The organism is Photorhabdus kleinii (assembly GCF_025384885.1).
GTDB lineage: Bacteria > Pseudomonadota > Gammaproteobacteria > Enterobacterales > Enterobacteriaceae > Photorhabdus > Photorhabdus kayaii.
The window spans coordinates 1-24,539 of sequence record NZ_JAJAFY010000041.1 but is presented as its reverse complement, the minus strand read 5'-3'; the positions used below and the strand labels follow the sequence as shown (position 1 = coordinate 24,539).

Below are 24,539 nucleotides of genomic sequence, written 5' to 3'. Positions count from 1 at the left end.
CCTTTCAGATAAAACCCTATCCTGGTATTAATCATTAGCGCAGAATGGTTGGCTGGCTTTATCAACCAATTCAGGATCAATCGGACGTTTCACCTCAACACCTAAATTACGAAAACTCTCCGCCTGACTTATCAGGTTGCCACGTCCCTCAGTCAACTTTTTCATTGCCAGTCGATAATTAAGTTGAGCCTTATCCAGGCTTTGCCCCAAACCTTGCATGTCATCGACAAACAAACGCATTTTATCGTACATACGGGCAGCCTTATCGGCGATTAAACGCGCATTTTGGCTTTGATACTCATAGCGCCACAAGTTATTAATCGTACGCACAGCAACCAACAATGTTGATGGACTAACTAGCATAATATTGTATTTAAATGCTTCATCAAGCAGCTCAGGCGCCTTGTTCAGCGCAACCAGATAAGCGGGTTCAACCGGAATAAACATCAATACATAGTCCAACGATTTCAGCCCGGGCAACTGCTGGTAATCTTTGCGGCTCAAACCACGAATATGACCTTTAATCGAGTCGATATGCTCTTGAAGGGCTAACTCCTGCTGATGTCGATCACCACTGTTAAAATAACGCTCATAAGCGACCAGTGACATTTTGGCATCAATCACCACATCTTTCCCTTGCGGCAAATGAACAATAACATCAGGTTGGAAACGGCGGTTACCCTCCACCTTGATATTCACCTGAGTACAAAACTCATGCCCTTCTCGTAAACCAGAAGCTTCCAAAATACGGGATAATACAACTTCTCCCCAATCTCCCTGAATTTTATTATTACCTTTAAGGGCATTTGTCAGATTGATAGCTTCCTGCGCCATCTGGACATTGAGTTGCTGTAAGTTACGGATTTCATGTGCAAGAGTATGTCGTTCACGGGCTTCCTGGCCAAAACTCTCCTGTACTTGCCGATGAAGGCCATCGAGCTGTTCACGAAATGGTGCTAAAAGCGTATTGAGACTTTGCCGATTTTGTTCATCAGTACGGCGCCCCGTTTGTTCAAAAATACGATTAGCCAAATTCTCAAATTGAGTATTCAAACGTAGTTCACTATTGATCAGCAACCGCTGTTTCTCTTCAGCCGCAAGGCGACTCTCTTCCAGACGTGTCGTCACTTCCCGCAGTTCAGATTCTTGCACGCTATTGATTTCTCTCTGAGCCCGCAATTCTTGGTTCAATTGTTCGCATTCAACCCGCCAATAAGCGGATTGTTCAATTTTCTCATTAGCAACGGCAAGCTGGCTGTCCAATTTCCTTAATTCCAGCTCTTGCTGTTGAATACGTTGATGAACGGAGAACCAAACGAGAATACCACCCCCCAAAAGACCGCCAAATGTCCCTATCAACGTATATAACAACTGGATACCCACCGGTACTTCCTCTATCTAATGCTTAGACCAGATAAACTAAATTGCCACTGTATAGATGTCCAGAATGATTTATACAGATGGTTCAGTCTGCGAAGCCGCTCCCAATTAACTCACCCATTTCACTAACCATTGCAAACCAAATGCTCCTGGCGCTAATACGCCAAAAGACCAGATAAGTGCGGAACAGATATTCGCTATCTGGAAATAACGCAATCGCATGGTACAAATACCCGCGACTAATGGCACAATTGCACGGAATGGCCCAAAAAACCGACCAAGGAAAATGCTCCAAATACCCCAGCGCTCAAAAAAATTATGCGCTCGTGTCAGCAGTTGTGGTTTACGGGAAATCGGCCAGATTTTACCAACATCACCTTTAAAATGCGCACCGGCGATATAGGATACCCAATCGCCCAAAAAGGCCCCTACCGCGGCTGCCAACCAAATTGACCAGAAATTAAGGCCACTTTCACCTATTAATGCACCTAACCCAAGCAATATGATCGTTGCAGGTAATAACAAGGAGAAAAAAGCCAGAGATTCACCAAAAGCAAGTAAGAAAACAATCGGCATGATCCAAGTATCGTGTGCTTTAACAAAAGCGATTACCAACTCAACTATTTCATGAAGACTCAAATTCATATTCCTATATTGATTAATATACCCTATGGATTTCAAGATGCATCGCGAGTGCAGCCAACAAAAAGGCAACTTGAAAGATAACGGGTATACCACATTCAATTTAACCACCGCTGCATTAACCAGAATTAAACCAACTTTTTATTCAAGGAAATAACCTTGTAATTTCTTACGAGCAGCAAAATCAAGGCCAAGATCTTTCTCCAGCCATATATCTACACTGCCATAATGCTGGTTAATACTGTTTAATGCCGTCATTAAAAACTCTTCTCTCACGGAATAAACATAAGCGAATTTATCAACCACATCGTCACTCATGGTTTTCGCATGCTCATTTAACAAATATTCACGGTAAGGAGCCAAAGTAGAGTGAGTCACTAAATAATCTTCCATTACCGTATCCAAATCAGCCCCCAATGCAAATAATACCAGCGCAGAACCTACACCGGTTCTGTCTTTACCTACCGCACAATGCTGGACTATCCCACCTTTTTCCGGTTGTTGCAGTAATTTAACTAATGTCTTGTAGGCTGAGTTTTTTAGAGGCAGTAATTCATAAAGACGGAACATAAATGCCTGAGGATTAAATTGTTCCAACATCTCTGACGCCAATTTTTCCAGATTTGCATTCACTTCATCATATAAGGGATTGGCCGGAGCATGATGATAATTAGCGCCATTCCATACCAAATCGGGTTTATCCGCTATTTCACTGACATCACGATAATCTATGATTTGAAAGAGATTTTTATTTGCCAGGAAAGATTGGTCTTGTTCTGTTAAGCGATCCAGAGAACCAGAACGGAAAAGCAAGCCTGATTTGATTTTTCCACCACTCGCGACTTTTTTACCGCCTAAATCACGAAAATTAATCCCTCCATTGAGGGGAAGCACTGAGGGATGCAATAAAGATGTTGTGATCATGATGATTTTTAATCAGTTGTTAGGTATTAAAACATTAACAGATTTCTATTCAAAATAAGAGTGAGCCGGAATACTCCGGCCCAAAAAGTATGATTTACAACAAACGGCGAGCAGCTTCTACTACAATCCCCAATGCGTTACTTTCTGTTTTCTCAAGTAATTCAACATTAGGAATCTCCTGCTGAGTACGGTTAACAATAACACCGGCAACCATACCCGCACGCAGCCCTTGGCTTGCACACATTGTTAATAAAGTTGCCGATTCCATTTCATAATTCATGACCCCCATCGCCTGCCATTCAGCCATTGAACCTTTGAAACGGCTCACAACTCGGCCAGAATAGGTATCATAACGCTCCTGACCGGGATAAAAAGTATCGGAAGAGGCCGTTACCCCGACATGTACCGTTGCACCCAAATCTTTTGCTGCTTCGTACAAAGCCGTCGTACATTCAAAATCGGCAACCGCCGGGAATTCCATCGGAGCAAAATGCAGGCTGGCGCCATCCAAACGAACAGCAGCGGTGGTAACCAACACATCACCAACATTGATATGTTCCTGAATTGCACCTGTTGTGCCGATACGTAAAAAAGTACTCACACCCAATTGGGCTAATTCTTCAACAGCGATAGAGGTTGACGGGCCACCAATACCCGTAGAGCACACAATGACAGCTTTACCATCAATTTCTGCCCGCCATGACGTAAATTCACGTAAAGAAGCAAGATGAACTGGGTTATCCATCAATCTTGCGATTTTTTCCACACGTTTCGGATCACCGGGAACAATAGCTAAAGTTGCGCCTTGCAGGTCGCTTTTGGTCAGACCTAAGTGAAATACATCAGACATATCAGACTCCTCAGTAAGAAGAATTTATAATGAAATTAGTTGAGATCTACTGTATTGATCATTTAGACATCTTTTAGTGATAAATGTCACCTTAAAGTAATATAAAAAAGAAAAACGTACATTATTTTGAGATATAAATCACAAAAAAACCACAAAACGGACAAAAACAGGGCGTTCTCTTCCATCCATAAACTAACTTGAATGAGTTCATATTATGGAAAAAATAATCTATTGTTTATTTATATTTACATTTCAAACATATCGAGAAAAATATATCGCGGATTATCTCATCGAAATATTTTCTCCCTGAGCGTTAATAGAGATTAATATCCATCCCATCACAAAGAAAAAATTATCGTTTCACAACCCGGTTATAAAACAAAATATTTACAATAAACTATCAACTTAATCAAATATAAATCACCGTCGTTATTAACGATACTCTCCTAACATTTATAAATCAACAACGCAATAATCTGGACTATTTTTAAAATAACTTTTTCTTATGATGAACATATTAAAAAATTAACTGTATTTTACTTCTATAACTAATAAACAATTTTTCTTTCTTATTTACCAACATATTACAATTATATTTTCAACAAAAATAAAACAATTACCAAATATAAATATCACAGTTATCTTTTCATAAGATGCATATTGTTTAGATATATTAGACTCTTTCCTCCATATAAGGGAACTATCCATGACGACACAAAAAACAGTTTTAATTACAGGTTTCGAACCTTTCGATAAAGAAACGATTAATCCATCCTGGGAAGCGGCTAAACAATTACAGGGACGAGAATTATGCGGGACCCGCGTTGAAGCGCGTCAGCTTCCATGTGTGTTCGACGTCTCTCTGGCTTGTCTGTATGCTGCTATTGATGATGTACAGCCTGATCTGGTCATTGGCGTAGGGCAGGCAGGTGGTAGACCAAATATTACCGTGGAACGCGTGGCAATTAATATCAATGATGCTAGCATTCCTGATAATCAAGGCAATCAGCCTATCAATACCCCCATAGTCGCAACAGGCCCTGCCGCCTACTTCACCACATTACCGATCAATGCGATAGTCAAGGGTTTGCGTGATGCTGGAGTCCCTGCCTCCATTTCACAAACCGCAGGCACTTTTGTCTGTAATCATGTCATGTATGGCTTGTTGCATCATTTGGCATGCACCAATCCTGAAATACGCGGTGGTGTTATCCATATTCCTTATCTGCCTGAACAAGCAGTTCGGTATTCAGGTGCTCCGAGTATGGCCCTAGAAACAGTTATAACCGCGCTGGAAATTGCTATCGATGAAGCATTAAAAAACAGTGAAGATATCGCCATTAATGGAGGTACAACTCATTAATTTGACATTCTGCTTGCGGGACTGAAAGTTTTTCTCTGAGAAAATGACAGGCACAGAAAATATGATCTACTGATAATATCAATCAAACAGTAAAGATAATCCTCTCTGTGCCTGCACAATATCCATATGTAAATATCAAGTACCTGATACTTTATTAAATTATTAATCAGCATACCATTTACATAGGTTACTTTATAATTTAGACTGTTATTACATTGAAATTTAGTTTATTCAACAAAACCGGTCATACCGTATGGGAATATAAGTCATCTTTAGTTATGAAATTAGATATATTTTCCAAGTCTATCGATAGAATTATTTCACCCAGTATCCCACGGTTAATATCAGATTCATCTATTTTTGTTACTTTTATTTCTGAAAGATGACCATTCATATTTTTAAAATATTCATCTTCATGATTTTGGGTTCGGATGACCCTCCTTTTTGAATACAGATCATACTTATAAACCTCTGTATTGATCTCTTCTGGAAAATACATTTGACCAACAAAAGCAAAATGCTCTTTGTCAGTGATATCTGTACTCAATTTTCTGATTGCAATATGAATATGAGTCGCTCTACCAGCATAAAACCCAGGATAAATAGTCGTAAAATTAACTACCCCATTCTTATCCGAGGGTTGAGCTCCTCTTAGAAAATTTTGATCATCAGTTCTATTGCTAGAACCTACTCCATCAACATTAGGTACTATATCGGGGCTGATATAACTCCAACCAGAATATTTTCCCCGACTATTACAATGCCAGATATCAACAAATAAACTCTCAACCGGTTTACATGTTTTTTTATCCATAACAGTAATTTTCAATAAAAAAGGTATTCCTAACTCTGAATCGGTAATATCCCTTCTTACAATTTTGTCATTGCGGAAATACGGCCCTGATATCTGCTCTGGCGCAAGCGTACATACGCCTATTCCATATTGTGAGGATAACTTTGCTTCCGTACGAGCTAGAGCAATCGGAGCAAACGCCGCAGTCGCCGTAATAGCGGCACTACTTTTTAAAAAATTTCTTCGAGAGCTACTTTTCTTACCTTGCAACTTATTAACATCCATATAATCCCCTCTTTAATTATTAAGTTTCTATTACAATGCTTCCTTTTTGTTACTTCCATGGTTATTTTGTTAATAAAATGTGTTTTTTCAAATACCAATATGGCATATATAAGTTACTAAAAGTTTGGTAATAGAAAGGATTCTGGCTAAATCGCATCACTACGCGCTATTGCAAAAAGAAAGATTATTTTTTGAAAAATGCCCATCACCAACTAAAGGTGACAGGCAAATTGTTGGGTTATTGGATTAATTATTTCACTGATTCACGGAGACGTTTCGCCGCTTGCACCATATTTGCCAGTGACTGGCGAGTTTCAGTCCAACCACGGGTTTTCAAGCCACAATCCGGGTTAACCCACAGGCGTTCGATCGGAATACGATCAGCCGCTTTACGTAACAGAGCTTCAATCCATTCAACACTAGGTACGTTAGGTGAATGAATATCATAAACACCCGGCCCGATTTCATTCGGATAAGAGAAGTTTTCGAATGAATCCAACAGCTCCATATCCGAACGGGAAGTTTCAATAGTAATCACGTCCGCATCTAATGCTGCGATGGAAGGCATGATGTCATTGAACTCGCAATAACACATATGAGTGTGAATCTGTGTGTCATCTTTAGCAATTGCCGCATTCAATTTAAATGCTTCTACCGCCCAATCAAGATAGGACTGCCACTCTTCCCGGCGCAGTGGTAAACCTTCCCGCAATGCGGGCTCATCAATCTGGATGATACCAATACCCGCTTCTTGCAAATCGTCCACTTCATCACGCAGAGCCAATGCAATCTGCTTAGCAATCGTCTCACGACTGACATCTTCCCTTGGGAATGACCAACAGAGAATTGTCACCGGCCCGGTTAACATCCCTTTGACAGGTTTCTCCGTCAGCGATTGAGCATATTTAGCCCATTCTACCGTGATAGCTTCTGGACGACTGACGTCACCAATAATCACTGGTGGCTTCACGCAGCGGGACCCATAGCTCTGAACCCAACCATTCTGCGTAAAGACAAAACCATCGAGGTGTTCACCGAAGTACTCCACCATGTCGTTACGTTCAGCTTCGCCATGAACCAATACATCTAATCCTAAACGTTCTTGTTCGTTAATTGCCTGCTTAATATGTTCACAGATATTGGTACGATAGCTGGCACCATCTACCCGGCCTTTTTTGAAATCCAAACGCAAGCCACGAATTTCCGTCGTTTGCGGGAATGATCCAATGGTTGTTGTCGGCCACAATGGCAAGTTATAGCGCTGACGCTGTATTTCCGCACGCTGCGGGTATGGCTGATTACGCTCACTGTCCTGTGGCTTAATTGCAGCAAGACGCTCAGTCACAGCCTGATTATTTACCCGTTTAGATTCACGACGGGCACGGATTGGCGCACTGTAAGCATCCAATTCTGCTTGTTTACTGCCATCTGGCTGATTCAATGCCGCAGCCAGCAAAGCTAACTCCTCACATTTTTGCAATGCGAACGCAAACCAGCTTTTCACCTCTGCATCAAGCGCGGTCTCATCACTCAGATCAATAGGGCTATGCAGAAGAGAACAGGAAGAACCGATCCACAGTGTACGGCTACCTACCAATGGCTTAATTAGCTGATGCTTAGCGGTTAAATCAGCACGCCATACATTACGACCATTAATCACACCAAGGGAAAGCACCCACTCTTTCGGCAATGACTCATTCAGTTGCGCGATATCATCCTGACCAGCAACCAGATCCACATGTAGCCCTTGTACCGGCAAAGATTTAATCGTTTCTAGATTGTGACCAACGCTATCGAAATAGGTAGTCAGCAATAGTTTAACCTGTCCTTGAAGTGCCTGATAAGCAACCGGATAAGCTGCCAACCACTCTGCTGGCAGTTCCAGTACCAGCGCAGGTTCATCAATCTGAACCCATTCGATACCACGTCTAGCTAACTCAGCTAATACTTGCTGATAAACAGGAAGAATATCTTTCAATAAAGAGAGACGATCAAATCCCTGACCTTTCACTTTACCCAACCACAGGTAAGTTATCGGCCCCAGTAAAACGGGTTTCACTTGATGGCCCAGAGATAAGGCTTCATCCACTTCTTCTAGTAACTGAGTCCAACTCAGCTTAAATTCCTGCCCTTGCTGAAATTCCGGCACAATATAATGGTAGTTAGTATTAAACCATTTAGTCATTTCTGCGGCGGCGGCAGGTTCACCCGTCGGCGCACGACCGCGAGCAATACGGAACAGTGTATCTAGATCAATCGTGCCATCTGGATTCTGGTGACGCGGCGGCACATTACCGAGTAGTAAACTGGTGGTTAGAACATGATCATACCAAGCGAAATCACCAACCGGCACTAAATCAACACCAGCCTGCTTTTGTTGTTCCCAGTGACGGGCACGTAACTCACGGCCAGTTTCCGATAATTCTTGCTGAGAAATTTTCCCTGCCCAATAGTTTTCCTGAGCCTTTTTAAGTTCTCTTTTCAAACCGATACGTGGAAAGCCAAGTGTGTGATTAATAGTCGTCATTTCATTATCCCGTCATTTTTAGCCGTCTAGATGTTTACACATCCATAATCAACAGGTAAGGTATAAACCACAAGCGCAATTTATTCATTATCATCCTGAAGGTTTCTCATGATCGAAATAAAACATCTAAAAACATTACAATCATTGAGTCATTGTGGTTCATTAGCGGCAGCAGCCAATCATCTGCATCAAACACAATCCGCTTTGTCTCATCAGTTCAGCGATCTTGAACATCGTCTTGGCTTCCGGTTGTTCATTCGTAAAAGTCAACCGCTTCGTTTCACGCCACAGGGTGAAGTTTTATTACGACTAGCAGAACAAGTGCTCCCTCTGGTTCAAAATGCACTGCGCGAATGTAAAGAGCCGGGCCAAACAAATCTGCGTATCGCTATTGAATGTCATAGTTGTATTCAATGGCTGACACCTGCACTCAAGCATTTCCGAGAAACCTGGCCACAAGTCAATGTGGATTTCAAATCCGGCGTCACTTTTGATCCACAACCTGCATTACTGCAACGAGAATTGGATGTCGTTTTGACATCAGATATTCTTCCTGAGAGTCATTTGCACTACACACCGCTATTTGATTATGAGGTCAAACTGGTTGTTGCTCCGGATCATCCTCTGGCCAATAAACTGCACATCCAGCCAAAAGATTTAATTGATGAGACATTGATGATCTATCCCGTTCAACGTCAGCGATTCGATATCTGGCGGCGTTTCTTGCAACCGGCGGGTGTTGTCCCTACGTTGAAAAATGTGGATAACACCCTGTTACTGATCCAAATGGTCGCGGCCCGCATGGGAATCGCGGCTCTGCCACATTGGGTTGTTGAGACATTTGAAAGGCAAGAGTTAGTGGTAACTAAAACACTGGGAGAAGGTTTATGGAGCAGGCTGTACGCTGCCGTTCGTGAAGGCGAACAGTATCAGCCTGAGATTGACGCGTTTATCCATTCCGCACGCCAGCACGCGATGGATAATCTGCCATTCGTAAAAGGAATTGCAAAATTAAACGTTGATGCCCCCAGAACAACGCAACAACCACCAATGGTAAATTGATCAGCCATTCCACCGGAACCAACATATTATTCATCATTGCCGAGAGGTTCCGGTATCTACGGCGGGAAAACCAATACCACCAGCCAGATACGAGTAAACATATAAAATCAGTTATCAACCTGACAGGCGAAATATCCACCGATCAGGCTGAACACGGCGACTCACAAGATTATCGTGACAACTCACAAATTATAGGATATCAATGCTCTTTCTGTACCAATAGAGCTTCCAGTAAATCCAAATCATGTAGCAAGGTTTGAAGTGTCTCATTACTTATTTTTCTGGTCGCACGCAGATGATACAACTCACCACGCTCTGCCCTTAATGCGGTCAGACGAAAACGACGTTCCAAATCTTCCACTAGCAGGCTATGTTCTATCTCATCCTGCCCTACAGTACGGCGACGCAAATAACCAATTACTCTGGAAGCAACTTCAGTAATCACCTCAGCATCCAGTTGCTCTTCGGGACTAGCAGAAAGACGCTCTTCCATCTTATTCATACTGACAATCGCCACTTCCGCCATAGCTGCCCGCGCCATTCGGACCTCACTGATATCTGCCTCCTTATCGGAAGTTTGCATTCCCCGTAACAGGAATGGCAAAGAGAGAACGCCAATTAACAACGAGAACAGAATGACTCCCGCAGCAATAAAGATAAGCTGATAACGGGCCGGGAATGGCGTACCATCCGCCAGAAACAGAGGAACAGACAGTGCGCCAGCAAGTGTGATTGCTCCACGAACGCCGGCAAAAGATGCCAGCCATAATTCACGAGTGGTATAAGTCGCAAAATTCAGTGGATTTTTTTTCATAAAAAATTTGCTGATATTCTTCATCAGCCATAACCAGCAGAAACGCAGTAATAAAAGGGCTCCATAAATCACTGCAACTGCGGCGAACAGCATCCAAGTTTCAACGGTTGGATCAATTTCTGCCTGTATAACGGAAGTTTGCCAGATCCCCGGTAATTGCAGGCCCAACATGACAAACACCAAGCCGTTAAATACGAACGCCAGCATTGACCAGACACTATCAGCACGCAAACGCATTGCCAACGGAGCATTACGGATGACCCCAGATTTACTGATCGTCATACCCGCGGCAACCGCAGCAAGGATACCGGAAACGCCAATATGTTCTGCAATCAGATAAGAAGCAAACGGCAGCAGCAACATGAAAACAATTTGGGTTGCTGGATCGCCACCGCTCCAACGGTTCATTAAACGCAGGGATTTACTGTACAGCCAGGTTACTGCAATACCGGATAACAAACCGCCAATAGCAACCTTGAAGAATTCTATGGTCATGCCAGTAACAGAAAATGCCATCGTTCCCATCGCTATCGCTACAGCGAACTTTAAGGCTACCAGGCCTGAAGCATCGTTCATTAACGCTTCCCCTTCCATCACATTCATCATGCGCTTAGGCATACGCCTTTTTCCAACAATGGATGATAAAGCCACCGCATCTGTTGGCGATAACACAGCAGCAAGGGCAAAAGCAGCAATTAACGGAATACCTGGCATCAGCCAGTAAATCAGATAACCAATACCGACAACAGTAACCAGCACCAATACCAGCATCAGTATGAAAATTTCCCGTCCATACTGGAAAAACTCTCTGGTCGGCATTTTCCAGCCATCAACGAATAACAAAGGAGGAATTAGCAGAACGAGAAATAGCTCAGGATTAAAAGTAACATGTAAGCCAAAGTGCGGCCAAGCCAGCAATGCTCCCATAGCAATTTGCATTAACGGCAGAGGTATGCGGAACGGAATCACTTTAGTCAGAACGCCAGAAACTGAAACCACCAAAATCAAGATCAGAATAGTAAAGAATATTTCCATGTTGCCCTTACAATTTGCCTAAGAACCGTTGGTATACAGATTGAAACTCTTTTTCTTCCCGTTAACACAAAACAGTGAGAATAAATCTTAATACTAAAATAACTGAATCAATCGAAAAAGGTAGATACACGCGGAGCCGTATCCGAAAGAATTACAGGAATATTGTAAACTAATCAGATAAATACAGGGGAAATAATTGAGAATTTAAAAGTAATCGCAAGAATTGGCAAAGTGCGCAGGGGTGAACACCCATTACGCACTTTTTAATCAATCAAATAGCCCAATCACCAGCATAAAATGCTACTAAAGCGATCGTAATTACCACGGTACCGATATTCAATTGGCGCCATTCACCGGAACAGATACGACCAACAACCAGCGAACTGAAACCCAACATAATACCGGTTACAATATTGCAGGTCAGAACAATAAAGACCGCGCAAAGCATACCGGACATCGCCCCAACAAAATCATCGAAATCCAGCTTTCTGACATTACTCAGCATCAACAAACCAACATACATCAACGCCGGCGCGGTGGCATACGCCGGTACAAGATAGGAAAGTGGAGAAAAGAACAAAATTAACAGGAACAGGATACCGACAACTGTTGCGGTTAAACCTGTTTTACCGCCGGCTGCGGTACCCGCGGCTGATTCGATATATACCGCAGCCGGAGAAGCACCGATAGCGCCGGCAAAAATACTACTAACAGAATCGGCAGTCAGCGCTTTACTGCCATTAATAATCTGTCCGCCTTTATCCAACAGGTTCCCTTGCCCTGCTACCGCACGGATGGTACCGGTCGCATCAAACACCGCAGTCATGACTAACGCCAACACACTGGGTAACACAATCGGCTGCAAAGCCCCCATAATATCCATACTAAAAATCAAGGACAGGCCATCATCTCCCAGACTCGGTATCTTAAAGAACCCTTGATATTTCACCGCCGGATCAAAAATCAGCCCAATAACTGAAATCACCACGATCACTAACAGCACACCACCGGGAACTTTCAATTTTTCCAGACCAAAAATAACAGCCAGCCCAAGCAGAGTCATCATAACCGGAAAAGAGGTGAACGCCCCCAAAGCAACAGGCAAACCTTCCAGAGGGTTCTTAATGACCAAACCAACACCGTTTGACGCAATCAGTAACAAAAACAGCCCAATACCAATCCCTGCACCATGCGCAATACCCATTGGTATATTGCGTAAAATCCAAGAACGAATACCGGTAACAGAAATCACCGTAAACAAGCATCCCATCAAAAATACCGCACCGAGTGCAACCGGAATAGTGATTTGCTGTCCTAAAACCAAACTAAAAGCGGTAAATGCAGTCAACGAAATTGCACAACCAATTGCCATTGGCAAGTTAACCCACAGCCCCATTAACAAAGAACCAAAACCGGCAACTAAACAAGTCGCAATAAAGACAGCAGTATGGGGAAACCCTGCCTGCCCTAACATTCCCGGTACAACGATGACTGAATAAACCATCGCCAAGAAAGTTGTGATCCCTGCCAGAATTTCACGGCGTACCGTTGTGCCACGTTCAGTCAATTTAAAATACTTGTCCAGTTTGCATTTAACTGGTGCCTGAGTGCCAAACATGTCGTTCCCCTGCATTATGTTCATGGTACTTCTTCCACTTCCTCATCAAACGAAAACGATCACCTTGCTTAATAACACAACAACATTGCCCCAATCGGTTCAATAAATCACAAAAGCAATCGTTTGGCTTTTAGAATAGAAAGCAGTGAGAAAATTTGAGGCGAAAGATTATCCAGTGATCATCGTGTCGAAATCAATAGCTAACAGTATTATTTAGCTAAGTATCACAAGAATGACTTCTGGAGATTAAACCTTTTACGATAATTAATCGCAATGTTTCAATCTTAGGATTCCACTTACTAACGACTTGATAATAAATAAGATTCACTCAATGCTGACTGCTATTCACAGCCAGCTTTTACGCCTGTACAACTACCAACTGAATACTTCAGCTTTTATCACCTTGCGGGTTAAACCGATCCATGGTTGAAACCAGAAACAGTGCTGCAATGATGACAAGCAGAACAGGTAAACCTGATGGCGTCACTGAACTCGCTATACCGGCAAGCAGTGGTCCAAACAAACTCCCAATTCCCCACAACATAGCCGCCGCGGCATTAGCCACTATCAGATCATTTCCTGAAAAATACTGACCGATTTGGACCAATGCAATGGTGTAGATAGCCCCCGCAGTTGCCCCTAAAACAATCAACAAAGGCCAGATAAGATACTGATATGTCATGACAAACGGCAATAATGCACTTGCTCCGAGCGTTGCTACACCACAAATCTGGTATAGGCGCATACGATTCATATGATCCGCCAGCCAACCAAACGGAAGCTGCATCACTGCATCACCAGCAAGAATGACACTTATCATCAGTGCAGCTACCGCTTCGGTATACCCATAACTCATCCCGTAGATGGGAAACATAGAAAGAATGGTCCCGTCGAAAAAGGAAAAAAATAGCACACCACCACAGATCGCCGGTGCAATCTTCACAAATTGAACAATAGAGAAATTGGATTGCTTACTGTGTTGCGGCAACTTATCGCCTTTCTTCTGATCTACCATGACAAAGAGCACCAGTGAAAAGATATGGATCAGAGTACAAATCAGTATCGGCGTTTTATCTGCGATACCATAAAAAGCAATGATAGAAGGGCCAAGCAACTGACTGACAGTAAAAACTGTTGTATAAACAGCCAGTACCCTGCCTCGTTTATTCTCTTCAGAGAGTTCATTAATCCAGGTTTCACCTAGACAGATCATTAACCCGTTAGCAACACCAGTAACTAGCCGCAGAGGAAAAAGCAACTCCATCGGCAACGACCCCAAAAGTGGGAGCAAACTGCCAGCAGAAACCCCTGTTGCAATCATCATGACGTGTTTCTTACCTACCAGAGCTACAATTTTCTGGACGACCGGAGCACTCAAAAGCACTCCCAATGCCGGAGCCGCAGAAATTAAACCAATGTACAACTCATCAATACCTTGGCTATTCAAGCGTAACGCTATCATTGGGATAGTCAAACCAATGACAATGCCAATAACAGCGACACTCGTGGTAATAGTAAAAATGGCAAAAAAATTATTATTTCTATAATCACGACTGTTCATTTTATTTATATCTATCCAACAAAAACAAAGAGAATAAATATGAAATGAACTGAAAACAACAAATTAATAATATTATATTGAATGCGTTAATTCCTATTGGTTATTATTTCAAACAGTAAATATATAACGATATATCAGCATTAACCCCGAAGCCAGTACAATAATATTGATAAACTTCAAAAATGTTCCTCTGGAGATTTTCAGTGTCACTTGGCGACCAAAATAGATTCCCAACAACATGGCTGGAATAAATACCAGTATCAATAACAAAAATGAGGTGTCCAGATAAATACCCATGACAACAAAAACAATCACTCTCGTCAGGGTACTGAAACCAATTAAAGTCGTCTGAGTAATCCTGAAAATTTCCTTATCTGATATCCGCCCAGTTAGATAAATTGCATATAGAAAACCTCCACTACCAAATAGCGCACTGAAAATACCTCCACTCAGACCAAATGGAATAGCGGCTTTAGCGGGGAATTGACGGTAAGTTTTACTGAAAAATAGCGAATAAATTGAATAGAAAACAACAAATAACCCCAACACCAGAACTAAAACATCAGGTCGGGCCATCAATAAAATGGCGGCGCCAATCAAGCTACCGATAACCATTAATGGAATCATTAATTTGAGCTCACTAAACTCTGATTTTTTACCCTCTCTGGTAATATTAATCACTGCGGCGGTTAAATCTACCAACGCGAGCATAGGAACAATTTTCGCTACAGGAATATAAAATGCCAGAACTGGGCTAGCAACAAGAGCAGAACCAAACCCGGCCATACCAAAAACCAGATAAGCAAAGAAAACGACAAAAATGCAAATAAACAGATCAGGCCACGCAAGTACATGTAACATTTCTACTTCCCTGAAAATAGTTCTCAAACTAAAGTGATCGTTTTCCCGATACTAATAGTTTTTACTATCATTTGTCAGGTCTGTCTGCAAAAAATAGGACACATCAGTTAAAGATGTACTTACACACACATGGCGAATGTATATGGTTTTGATGGAAAGATAACATGTTAAAATTATAATCAATTGTAAATATTTCCTAGCAATAAATAACTTACCGTATATTGGGAATATATAAGGGTATTAGCAAGATAAAAAATATCACCAACAAACCAGAAAACGCTCTAAAGAAGAATGGTATTTCGCTGGATTGAATTAATATTGTCATTAATACGTTTCACTTCATTTTCATGGGATGAACGTGAATCTTCCATAACATTACATTTATCCTCCTGTAAAACATTAATAATTTCTTTATTATTAATATTTTTTTCTTTATACCCTATGGATTTCAAGATGCATCGCGACGGCAAGGGAGTGAATCCCCGGGAGCATAGCAAACTATGTGACCGGGGTGAGCGAGTGCAGCCAACAAAGAGGCAACTTGAAAGATGACGGGTATATATGTATTTTTCTAATTGACCTGTAGAGAAGAATAGAACTTCATTTACAGTAATCGGCAGATTCTTCTTCAATCCAATAGGTTAAAACAGAATATACTGGCAAGGCGTGCATACTGTGACACATTGGTTGAAAGAAACGCAGAATACATTTAGGTCAGTTCAAATACTCAAAGCCAAAAAATAATCACTTAAAAGAATTATTTCATCACCTTTTCGGGTACAATAGCCTCTAAATGAACCAATCCGCAATGAAAAATGGCTAAAGCACCAACTAAAAAAACCAAAGCAAAGAAGGGCTTTGAAGAAACATTATGGGACACCGCCAACCAATTACGGGGCAGCGTCGAATCTTCTGAATACAAGCATGTTGTGCTTAGTCTCGTCTTCCTAAAATTTATTAGCGACAAGTTCGAACAACGTCGTCAGGAAATGCTCGACGAAGGGCAGCAGACCTTTGTCGACATGGAGGAATTCTACCAACAGGACAATATCTTTTATCTGCCAGAAGAAGCACGCTGGTCATTTATCAAACAACGTGCCAAACAGGATAATATCGCAATATATATTGATACTGCGCTGTCGACCGTAGAGAAGCGTAACCCTTCCTTAAAAGGTGCGTTGCCGGATAACTACTTCAGCCGCCAGAATCTGGAAACCAAAAAACTGGCGTCACTGATAGATACCATCGATAACATCGAAACCCTCGCCCATGACACCGACGTACAGGATCTCTCCAAAGAAGATCTGGTTGGGCGGGTATACGAATACTTCTTAGGCAAATTTGCCGCGACCGAAGGTAAAGGTGGTGGTGAGTTCTACACCCCAAAATGCGTGGTAACACTACTGACAGAAATGCTGGAACCGTTCCAAGGTAAAATTTATGACCCGTGCTGCGGTTCTGGCGGGATGTTTGTGCAGTCAGTGAAGTTTGTCGAAAGCCACAAAGGTAAAAGCCGTGACATTGCCATTTACGGACAGGAACTGACCACCACCACCTACAAGCTGGCAAAAATGAACCTCGCCATTCGTGGTCTTTCCGGAAATCTGGGAGAACGACCGGCAGACACTTTCTTTAACGACCAGCACCCAGATCTAAAAGCCGATTATATTCTAGCCAACCCGCCGTTTAACCTGAAAGAATGGCGTAACGATGCCGAACTGACTGACGATCCGCGCTTTGCCGGTTACCGTACGCCGCCGACTGGCAACGCCAACTACGGCTGGATTTTGCATATGCTTTCCAAGCTGAGCGCCAACGGCACCGCTGGTTTTGTGTTGGCGAACGGTTCTATGAGCACCAACACTAGCGGCGAAGGCGAGATTCGCTCGCAGATGATCGACAATGATCTGGCGGAATGCATGATCGCTCTACCCGGCCAATTGTTCTACACCACCCAGATCCCAGTGTGTTTGTGGTTTATTACCAAAAATAAAGAAGTAGATATCGCGAAAGGTTATCGCAACCGCCAAGGGGAAACGTTATTTATTGACGCCCGTAACCTCGGCACCATGATTAACCGCACCACTAAAGAGCTGACGGCAGACGATATCGCCACTATCGCGGATACTTATCACGCTTGGCGTAGCACGCCAGAAGAGCTAGCGGAACGTATCAAGCGCGGCGACGGTAAGCTGGAGAAATACGCCGATATCGCCGGTTTTTGTAAAGTCGTAGCCATTGCAGAAATTAAATCCAATGACTATGTTCTGACGCCGGGTCGCTATGTTGGTGCGGTAGAACAGGAAGACGATGGTATCGCGTTTGAAGTCAAAATGCGTGAGCTCTCTCGGACTCTGTTCCAGCAGATGAAACAGGCAGAAGAATTGGATAAGGCAATTCGCCAGAATCTGGAGGCATTGGGTTATGGGGAGTAAGTGGCCTTTAGTTCGCCTTGGAGACTTTTGTCTAAAAATTGGTAGTGGCGCTACCCCAAAGGGTGGAAGTAATGTATACGATACCACTGGTAGTACATATCTGATACGAAGCCAAAATATATACAATGATGGCTTTAATACTAACGGTCTTGTTTATATCAGTGATGAAGCAGCAACTAAGCTTAAAAATGTTATAGTACAGAAAAATGATGTTTTACTTAACATTACTGGAGATTCTGTTGCTCGCGTTTGTCTCGCACAAGAATGTTTTCTACCCGCGCGAGTGAACCAACATGTCGCAATTATTCGTCCAAACCCCAAGGACTTTGATCCCCGTTTTCTTCGGTATTACTTAGCCAGTCCATACCAACAACAAACTTTACTAAATCTCGCCAGTGCTGGAGCAACGAGAAATGCCCTTACAAAGGGAATGATAGAAAACCTTGAGGTACCAAAACCTCCATTAAATATACAATATATTATTGCAAATAACTTAGAGTGTTTTGATAGTAAAATATCGAACAATATCCAAATCAATCAAACCCTAGAACAAATGGCGCAATCCCTGTTTAAATCCTGGTTTGTTGATTTCGATCCGGTGATTGATAATGCGCTGGAAGCGGGAAACCCGATCCCGGAAACCTTTCAGGAACGAGCAGAATTGCGTCAAAAAATACGTAAAAGCGCAGATTTTAAACCCTTGTCAACTGAAATTCGTGCATTATTTCCTGCAGAATTTGAAGAAACGGAATTGGGCTGGGTGCCGAAGGGGTGGAAACATTCTTCCTTAGATAAAATCGCTCACTACCAAAACGGATTAGCATTACAGAAATTCCGTCCAGATAATGAAACGGATGATTTTTTACCTGTTTTAAAAATTGCAGATTTAAGAAAAGGATATATTGCTGGTATAGAAAAGGCACGGAAAGATATTATTGAATCATGCAGGGTCCATAATGGTGACATGATATTTTCATGGTCTGGAACATTAATGATTGATATTTGGACAAGTGGGGATGCCGCTCTTAATCAGCACCTATACAAGGTCACATCAGACAGATACCCGCTATCATTTTATTTAATGTGGACTAAAAAACATTTGTCTAGATTTCAGCATATAGCTGCATCCAAAGCTGTAACAATGGGGCATATTAAAAAAAGGGATTTGAGTGAATCAATGTGTCTGATTCCCTCGAAAGAATTGATAAAAAAGTATGACTTCTTTGCAAATCCATATATTCAGCAAAGTACTAATATTCGCTTACAGAACAATTCACTAACCCAACTCCGCGACACCCTACTTCCTAAACTTATCTCCGGCGAACTATCGCTGGACGATCTACCGGAAGCAATAAACGAAGCAAAAGCAGCATAACCATTTTAGCCCCTTGATAAAGGGGTTTTGCCTTAAGGCTTTTAGCAATTAAAAAGCCCTAAGGCAAATCAAGGAACCGAACAGCGCGGCAAGCAAACGCCACACCTAGAACGGAGAATAATGAGTTTGAAATTTAATGAAGCCAAATTAGAACACGCCATTATTGAACTGTTAGGAGAACAGGGTTATCCCCACATGCTGGGTGAAAAACTCTCCAGAACCAGCAAAGATCAGGTAATTATCGACGACGATCTGCGTTACTATCTGGCAACTCACTATCAATCGGAAGGTCTGACTGACAACGAAATAAATCGGATTATTCTCCAACTCTCCACCCTTTCCGCCACCGATCTATACGACAGCAACAAAACCTTCTGTTCCTGGCTTGCTAATGGCTTTCTTTTTAAACGTGATGATCGTAATGAGAAAGATCTTTATATCGAACTGATCAACACTAGCCATCTACCCGCCGCACTGAGAGAATTATTTAACACTGACGAGATGCCCTTACAACAAGCTGCGGAGCCTTCTACTGCTTATAATGTCTCCTGCTCGGTCAATCGCTTTAAGATCGTTAATCAACTGGAGATTGCTGGTAAAGAGGAACAGATCCGTATCCCGGACACCATTCTCTACATCAACGGCTTGCCACTGGTAGTATTTGAATTTAAAAGCGCGATTCGCGAGCAAAAAGCCAGCCTGGGCGATGCCTGGAAACAATTATGTATTCGCTTCCGCCGGGATATTCCGCAGTTATTTATCTACAACGCATTGTGCATTATCAGCGACGGCGTTAATAACCGCATGGGCAACCTGTTTTCACCGTATGAATATTTTTATTCATGGCGCAAAGTCACCGGGGATGAAAGCCGTGAGCAAAATGGTATCGCTTCCCTGCACACTATGATTAACGGCCTGTTCCACCCGGTACGCCTGCTAGATGTGATTAAAAACTTTATTCATTTCCCAGGTAAAGCGAAGAAAGAGATTAAAATCTGCTGCCGTTATCCTCAGTACTACGCTGCGCGCAAACTCTATTACAACATCAAACGGGCACGTAAACCTCAGGGCAACGGTAAAGGCGGTACCTACTTTGGCGCCACAGGTTGTGGCAAAAGCTATACCATGCAATTTTTGACTCGCTTGCTAATGAAAAGCGTGGATTTCGCCAGCCCGACCATCGTGTTGATTACCGATCGTACCGATCTAGACGACCAGCTATCCCGCCAGTTCTGCAATGCCACAAAGTATATTGGCGACGCCACCATTGTACCTGTCGAAAGCCGAGCGGATTTGCGCGCGCAACTGGCCGGGCGCAACAGCGGCGGCGTATTCCTGACCACTATTCATAAGTTCACCGAAGATACAGAGTTGCTCTCGCGGCGCGACAACATTATCTGTATTTCCGACGAAGCGCACCGCAGCCAGGTAAACCTCGATCAGAAACTGGTGATTGACGAAAAAAGCGGTACAGTTCGCAAAACGTACGGCTTCGCCAAATACCTGCATGACTCGCTGCCGGAAGCGACCTATGTCGGCTTTACTGGCACACCGATTGACGCCACGCTGGATGTATTCGGTGAAGTGGTCGACAGCTACACTATGACTGAATCAGTAAAAGATAGCATCACGGTACGTATTGTCTATGAAGGCCGGGCGGCGAAAGTTATTCTCGATAACGGCAAACTCAAAGAGATCGAAAAATATTATGAAGAGTGTGCGGCAGCCGGTGCCAGTGAATATCAAATCGATGAAAGTAAGAAAGCCTCAGCCAATATGAATGCTATTTTAGGCGATCCTGACCGCCTGAAGGCGCTGGCCGACGATTTCGCGAAACATTACGAAAAACGTGTCACGGAGGGTTCAACGGTAAAAGGTAAAGCAATGTTTGTCTGCGCCAGCCGCGAGATTGCCTGGGAGTTTTACAAACAACTCAAAGAAATACGCCCGACCTGGTTTAAGGCCAAACAGGCTCCTGATGGTGTCGAACTCACCGAAGCCGAGCAAAAAGAGTTGCCTCCATCTGAAATGGTAAAGATGGTGATGACGCGCGGTAAAGATGATGAGGCAACACTTTACAATCTCCTTGGTAGTAAAAGCTACCGTAAGGAATTAGATAAGCAGTTCAAGAATCCGAAATCAAATTTCAAAATTGCCATTGTGGTGGACATGTGGCTGACTGGGTTCGACATTCCCGAACTGGATACGATCTACATTGATAAACCGCTGCAAAAACATAACCTGATTCAGACTATCTCCCGCGTAAACCGCAACCTTGAAGGAAAAAGCAAAGGGCTGGTGGTCGACTATATTGGCATCAAGAGACAAATGAACCAAGCGCTGGCGATGTATTCCAAAACCGACTCCACCAACTTTGAAGACATTCATCAGTCCGTTATTGAAGTGAAAAACCACCTCGATTTACTGGCACAGATATTCCATCACTTTGACCCTAGTGATTATTTTTGCGGTGAAGCGCGGGCGCAACTAGTGTGCCTGAACCGCGCCGCTGAATTCGTACTGCAAACCAAAAAAGTCGAAAACCGTTTTATGGCGCTGGTTAAACGCCTGAAAGCGGCTTATGACGTATGCTGCGGCAGCGAACAGTTAACCCAGAATGAACGTGATCACATTCACTTCTTCCTCGCCATCCGCTCCATCGTATTTAAACTTACCAAAGGCGACGCTCCTGATGTGACGCAGATGAACACCCAAGTTCGTGATATGATCGCCGCAGCACTGAAAGCCGATGGGGTTGAAGAACTTTACACGCTGGGTGAAGACAAAGCTGAATCCATCGACATCTTTGATGACGACTACCTCGCGCGCATCAATAAAATCAAACTGCCCAACACTAAAATCCAACTACTACAAAAACTACTGGAAAAGGCGATTGGCGAATTTAAGAAGGTTAACCAACTACAGGGCATCAACTTTTCCCGTCGTTTTCAAACACTGATGGATCGCTACAACGAGCGCCGGGAAGATGATGTCTTAAACGGTGAAGAATTTGAGACCTTCAGCCAGGAGATGGCCGATATCATCTACGATATTAAAACCGAAATGGGCACCTATGCCGAGATGGGCATCAATATTGAGGAAAAAGCATTCTTTGACATCTTAGTTCATATGCGCGAAAAGTATCAATTCACCTATGACGATGACAAAATGCTAACCCTAGCCAAAGAGATGAAACAGATTGTTGATAACACCGCTCAGTACCCAGACTGGAGCAAGCGTGACGATATCAAGGCAAAACTCAAAGTGGATTTGATTCTGCTCCTGCATAAACATCGCTTCCCGCCAGTAGCTAATGATGACGTGTATCAGGGTGTATTGGCACAAGCGGAAAACTTTAAGATGAACCGGATAAACCAAGTTTAATCTGGCATGTTGTAGATCTTTTTACAGATATATTTAGCTGGCATTTCGTGAATAATGGCGTGTTTTTCAGTATGACTAAAGGAACGGAGCTCCCGTATTTTGACAAATCTATCGTCGAGCGTGAAACTTTGCTTACTGAACAAAATACACATCCAAGAATCTTATTGCTTCCGGCTCACGAAATGTCTTTTCGTACAATTGGGTATAAAAAATAGTTTTTAAAAACAACAAGATGAACTTATTTTAGCAATATTAAAAGCATAAAAAGAGGAGTAATTCAAATCAAATAATCACAAAGAAATGCTATTCAACGGGTTAAAACAGGGTAAAGAAAGTTTAAACTGACGCATTTACAGACTCCCAATTTATATTCGATTAAATCATTTATCTGGGGATTTTGTTATGCTTATTTTTTATCATCGATTATTTAACTGGTTTATGAAGAAATTTATTCTCCGATTGAAAACGTTATTAAAACGCTTCATCTTGAAAAACAGATTAACGGATTCATATTTTCATTTATCCTTTTCCCCCGAAAACATAAATATAACCAAACCAATTTTTATTTCTCCGTTTCCACTGATAGCTTTAAAATGGGCAGGTTTTAAACTATTATTAAAAGTCATGTTTTCAACCACTGATTTTAATTAGCATAAAACTTTAATAGCTATTTTTACCACTTTTAACGCCCGATTTTTATTAAAATTAATTATCATAAAATATCGTACCTTACGTTTACTTAATGTAAATCCCACCCGCTTTTATCTTTAACTGACACTATTTTATCGGTAATTTAAAGCTGTTTTTATAGAGCACAATCCTTTATTTTTTCACATAAATTAACCAGTAAATAATCTGATGATATAAAGATCCCCCTTTGTGTTTTTTCGGATAATCACTTCTTTTTCAAAGTTTAAACCCTGCCAAACTAACCGTTTTATCCCTTTTTTATCGCATCATTTTTTACGGCTTTTTTTATAAAATAATGGCGAAAAATACTTTAATATAATACTGTTACGACAATATTATTTTACGCATTGGTTTCTTTTTAACTCTTTGTTGATGGATTTAGATTAAATACAATCAACCATTACCACGAATGAATATTTATTTATAAAAATCAACCAATTAAATAAATCATCACTATGTTTACATTTTTAAATAGCCATAGTCGGTTAGTTAAATATAAAATAATAGAAAAGTAGCATCGCCGATAAATACATTAAACATAGTGGCAAATAGGCCGTTTTTAATTACCCTGTACCTTTTAAAAACTTCGCACTAATGGAGCATCTGTTTTTATAACTCTTATCTAATTAATCACCGAAAAAAATGAGCGAGTAATCACAAAAATTTAATATGCAGGTAAAAAGAGACAATTAACCATGTTAATAAAGATGATAAACATGTGAATCAATTCTCAGAGCCTGTAATTAGAAATTCGTTTAATAAATGGTTTTCATAGTTTATGCAAATATAATAGTTTTTTTCCATCTCCCACCCCTCATTTAAACCTTCCCATTTTCATTAAGTTAATACTTGTTTTTTCTTTTTCCTGTATTTTATTTTTTTAGGTTTAAAACCAGAGAGGGCAGCAAGTATTCTAATGGTATTAAAATCAACACTTAAT

At 41.9% G+C, this 24,539-nt stretch carries 15 protein-coding genes; 5 read left to right on the top strand and 10 right to left on the bottom strand.

Annotated elements, in window-relative coordinates:
- Positions 1-27 precede the first annotated feature (27 nt).
- From rmuC to udp, 4 genes are all read right to left on the bottom strand, one after another.
- Positions 28-1,359 carry a DNA recombination protein RmuC gene (gene rmuC, locus LG003_RS17135; protein ID WP_262981253.1) on the bottom strand — a complete coding sequence of 444 codons (1,332 nt, stop codon included), beginning with the start codon at positions 1,357-1,359 and terminating at the stop codon, positions 28-30.
- A gap of 129 nt (positions 1,360-1,488) precedes the next feature.
- Positions 1,489-2,025 (bottom strand): DedA family protein, encoded by a 537-nt coding sequence (locus LG003_RS17130; protein ID WP_370446070.1) that lies wholly within the window; start codon positions 2,023-2,025, stop codon positions 1,489-1,491.
- Positions 2,026-2,163: 138 nt separating this feature from the next.
- Positions 2,164-2,946 (bottom strand): tyrosine-protein phosphatase, encoded by a 783-nt coding sequence (locus LG003_RS17125; protein WP_112878792.1) that lies wholly within the window; start codon positions 2,944-2,946, stop codon positions 2,164-2,166.
- A 94-nt stretch (positions 2,947-3,040) separates the two neighbouring features.
- Positions 3,041-3,796 carry a uridine phosphorylase gene (gene udp, locus LG003_RS17120; RefSeq protein WP_262981247.1) on the bottom strand — a complete coding sequence of 252 codons (756 nt, stop codon included), beginning with the start codon at positions 3,794-3,796 and terminating at the stop codon, positions 3,041-3,043.
- Between the two features lie 706 nt (positions 3,797-4,502).
- Here udp and pcp point away from each other — a divergent pair.
- Entirely contained in the window at positions 4,503-5,159 is a 657-nt protein-coding gene (pcp, locus tag LG003_RS17115; protein ID WP_262981246.1) for a pyroglutamyl-peptidase I, read from the top strand.
- 244 nt (positions 5,160-5,403) lie between these two features.
- Here pcp and LG003_RS17110 read toward each other — a convergent pair whose 3' ends face one another.
- Both LG003_RS17110 and metE read right to left on the bottom strand, forming a co-directional pair.
- Positions 5,404-6,237 carry an intradiol ring-cleavage dioxygenase gene (locus LG003_RS17110; RefSeq protein WP_262981245.1) on the bottom strand — a complete coding sequence of 278 codons (834 nt, stop codon included), beginning with the start codon at positions 6,235-6,237 and terminating at the stop codon, positions 5,404-5,406.
- Positions 6,238-6,487: 250 nt separating this feature from the next.
- Positions 6,488-8,764 (bottom strand): 5-methyltetrahydropteroyltriglutamate--homocysteine S-methyltransferase, encoded by a 2,277-nt coding sequence (gene metE / locus LG003_RS17105; protein ID WP_112878789.1) that lies wholly within the window; start codon positions 8,762-8,764, stop codon positions 6,488-6,490.
- Between the two features lie 108 nt (positions 8,765-8,872).
- On the opposite strand from metE, the gene metR reads away from it, so the two are divergent.
- Entirely contained in the window at positions 8,873-9,826 is a 954-nt protein-coding gene (metR, locus tag LG003_RS17100; protein ID WP_112878788.1) for an HTH-type transcriptional regulator MetR, read from the top strand.
- Between the two features lie 199 nt (positions 9,827-10,025).
- On the opposite strand, the gene LG003_RS17095 is transcribed toward metR, so the two are convergent.
- From LG003_RS17095 to LG003_RS17080, 4 genes are all read right to left on the bottom strand, one after another.
- Positions 10,026-11,675: a Na+/H+ antiporter gene (locus LG003_RS17095; protein WP_112878787.1), complete on the bottom strand. Its 1,650-nt coding sequence runs from the start codon at positions 11,673-11,675 to the stop codon at positions 10,026-10,028.
- Between the two features lie 271 nt (positions 11,676-11,946).
- A complete protein-coding gene (locus tag LG003_RS17090; protein ID WP_112878786.1) occupies positions 11,947-13,293 on the bottom strand; it encodes an NCS2 family permease in 1,347 nt (448 codons plus the stop codon).
- 388 nt (positions 13,294-13,681) lie between these two features.
- The gene (locus LG003_RS17085; RefSeq protein WP_112878785.1) at positions 13,682-14,854 is read right to left on the bottom strand and encodes an MFS transporter; all 1,173 of its coding nucleotides are present in this window, start codon (positions 14,852-14,854) and stop codon (positions 13,682-13,684) included.
- A 108-nt stretch (positions 14,855-14,962) separates the two neighbouring features.
- Positions 14,963-15,715 (bottom strand): sulfite exporter TauE/SafE family protein, encoded by a 753-nt coding sequence (locus LG003_RS17080; RefSeq protein WP_262981244.1) that lies wholly within the window; start codon positions 15,713-15,715, stop codon positions 14,963-14,965.
- 815 nt (positions 15,716-16,530) lie between these two features.
- Between LG003_RS17080 and LG003_RS17075 the strand changes: the two genes are divergently transcribed.
- The 3 genes from LG003_RS17075 to LG003_RS17065 all read left to right on the top strand — a co-directional run bounded on the left by LG003_RS17075 (position 16,531) and on the right by LG003_RS17065 (position 22,909).
- On the top strand, positions 16,531-18,150 hold the full coding sequence (locus LG003_RS17075) for a type I restriction-modification system subunit M (RefSeq protein ID WP_262981243.1): 1,620 nt from the start codon (positions 16,531-16,533) through the stop codon (positions 18,148-18,150).
- Positions 18,140-19,525 (top strand): restriction endonuclease subunit S, encoded by a 1,386-nt coding sequence (locus LG003_RS17070; protein WP_262981242.1) that lies wholly within the window; start codon positions 18,140-18,142, stop codon positions 19,523-19,525. The genes LG003_RS17075 and LG003_RS17070 overlap by 11 nt, the downstream gene beginning before the upstream one ends.
- Before the next feature lie 120 nt (positions 19,526-19,645).
- Complete coding sequence (locus LG003_RS17065) at positions 19,646-22,909, top strand: type I restriction endonuclease subunit R (RefSeq protein ID WP_262981241.1); 3,264 nt, start codon at positions 19,646-19,648, stop codon at positions 22,907-22,909.
- Positions 22,910-24,539: the final 1,630 nt, after the last annotated feature.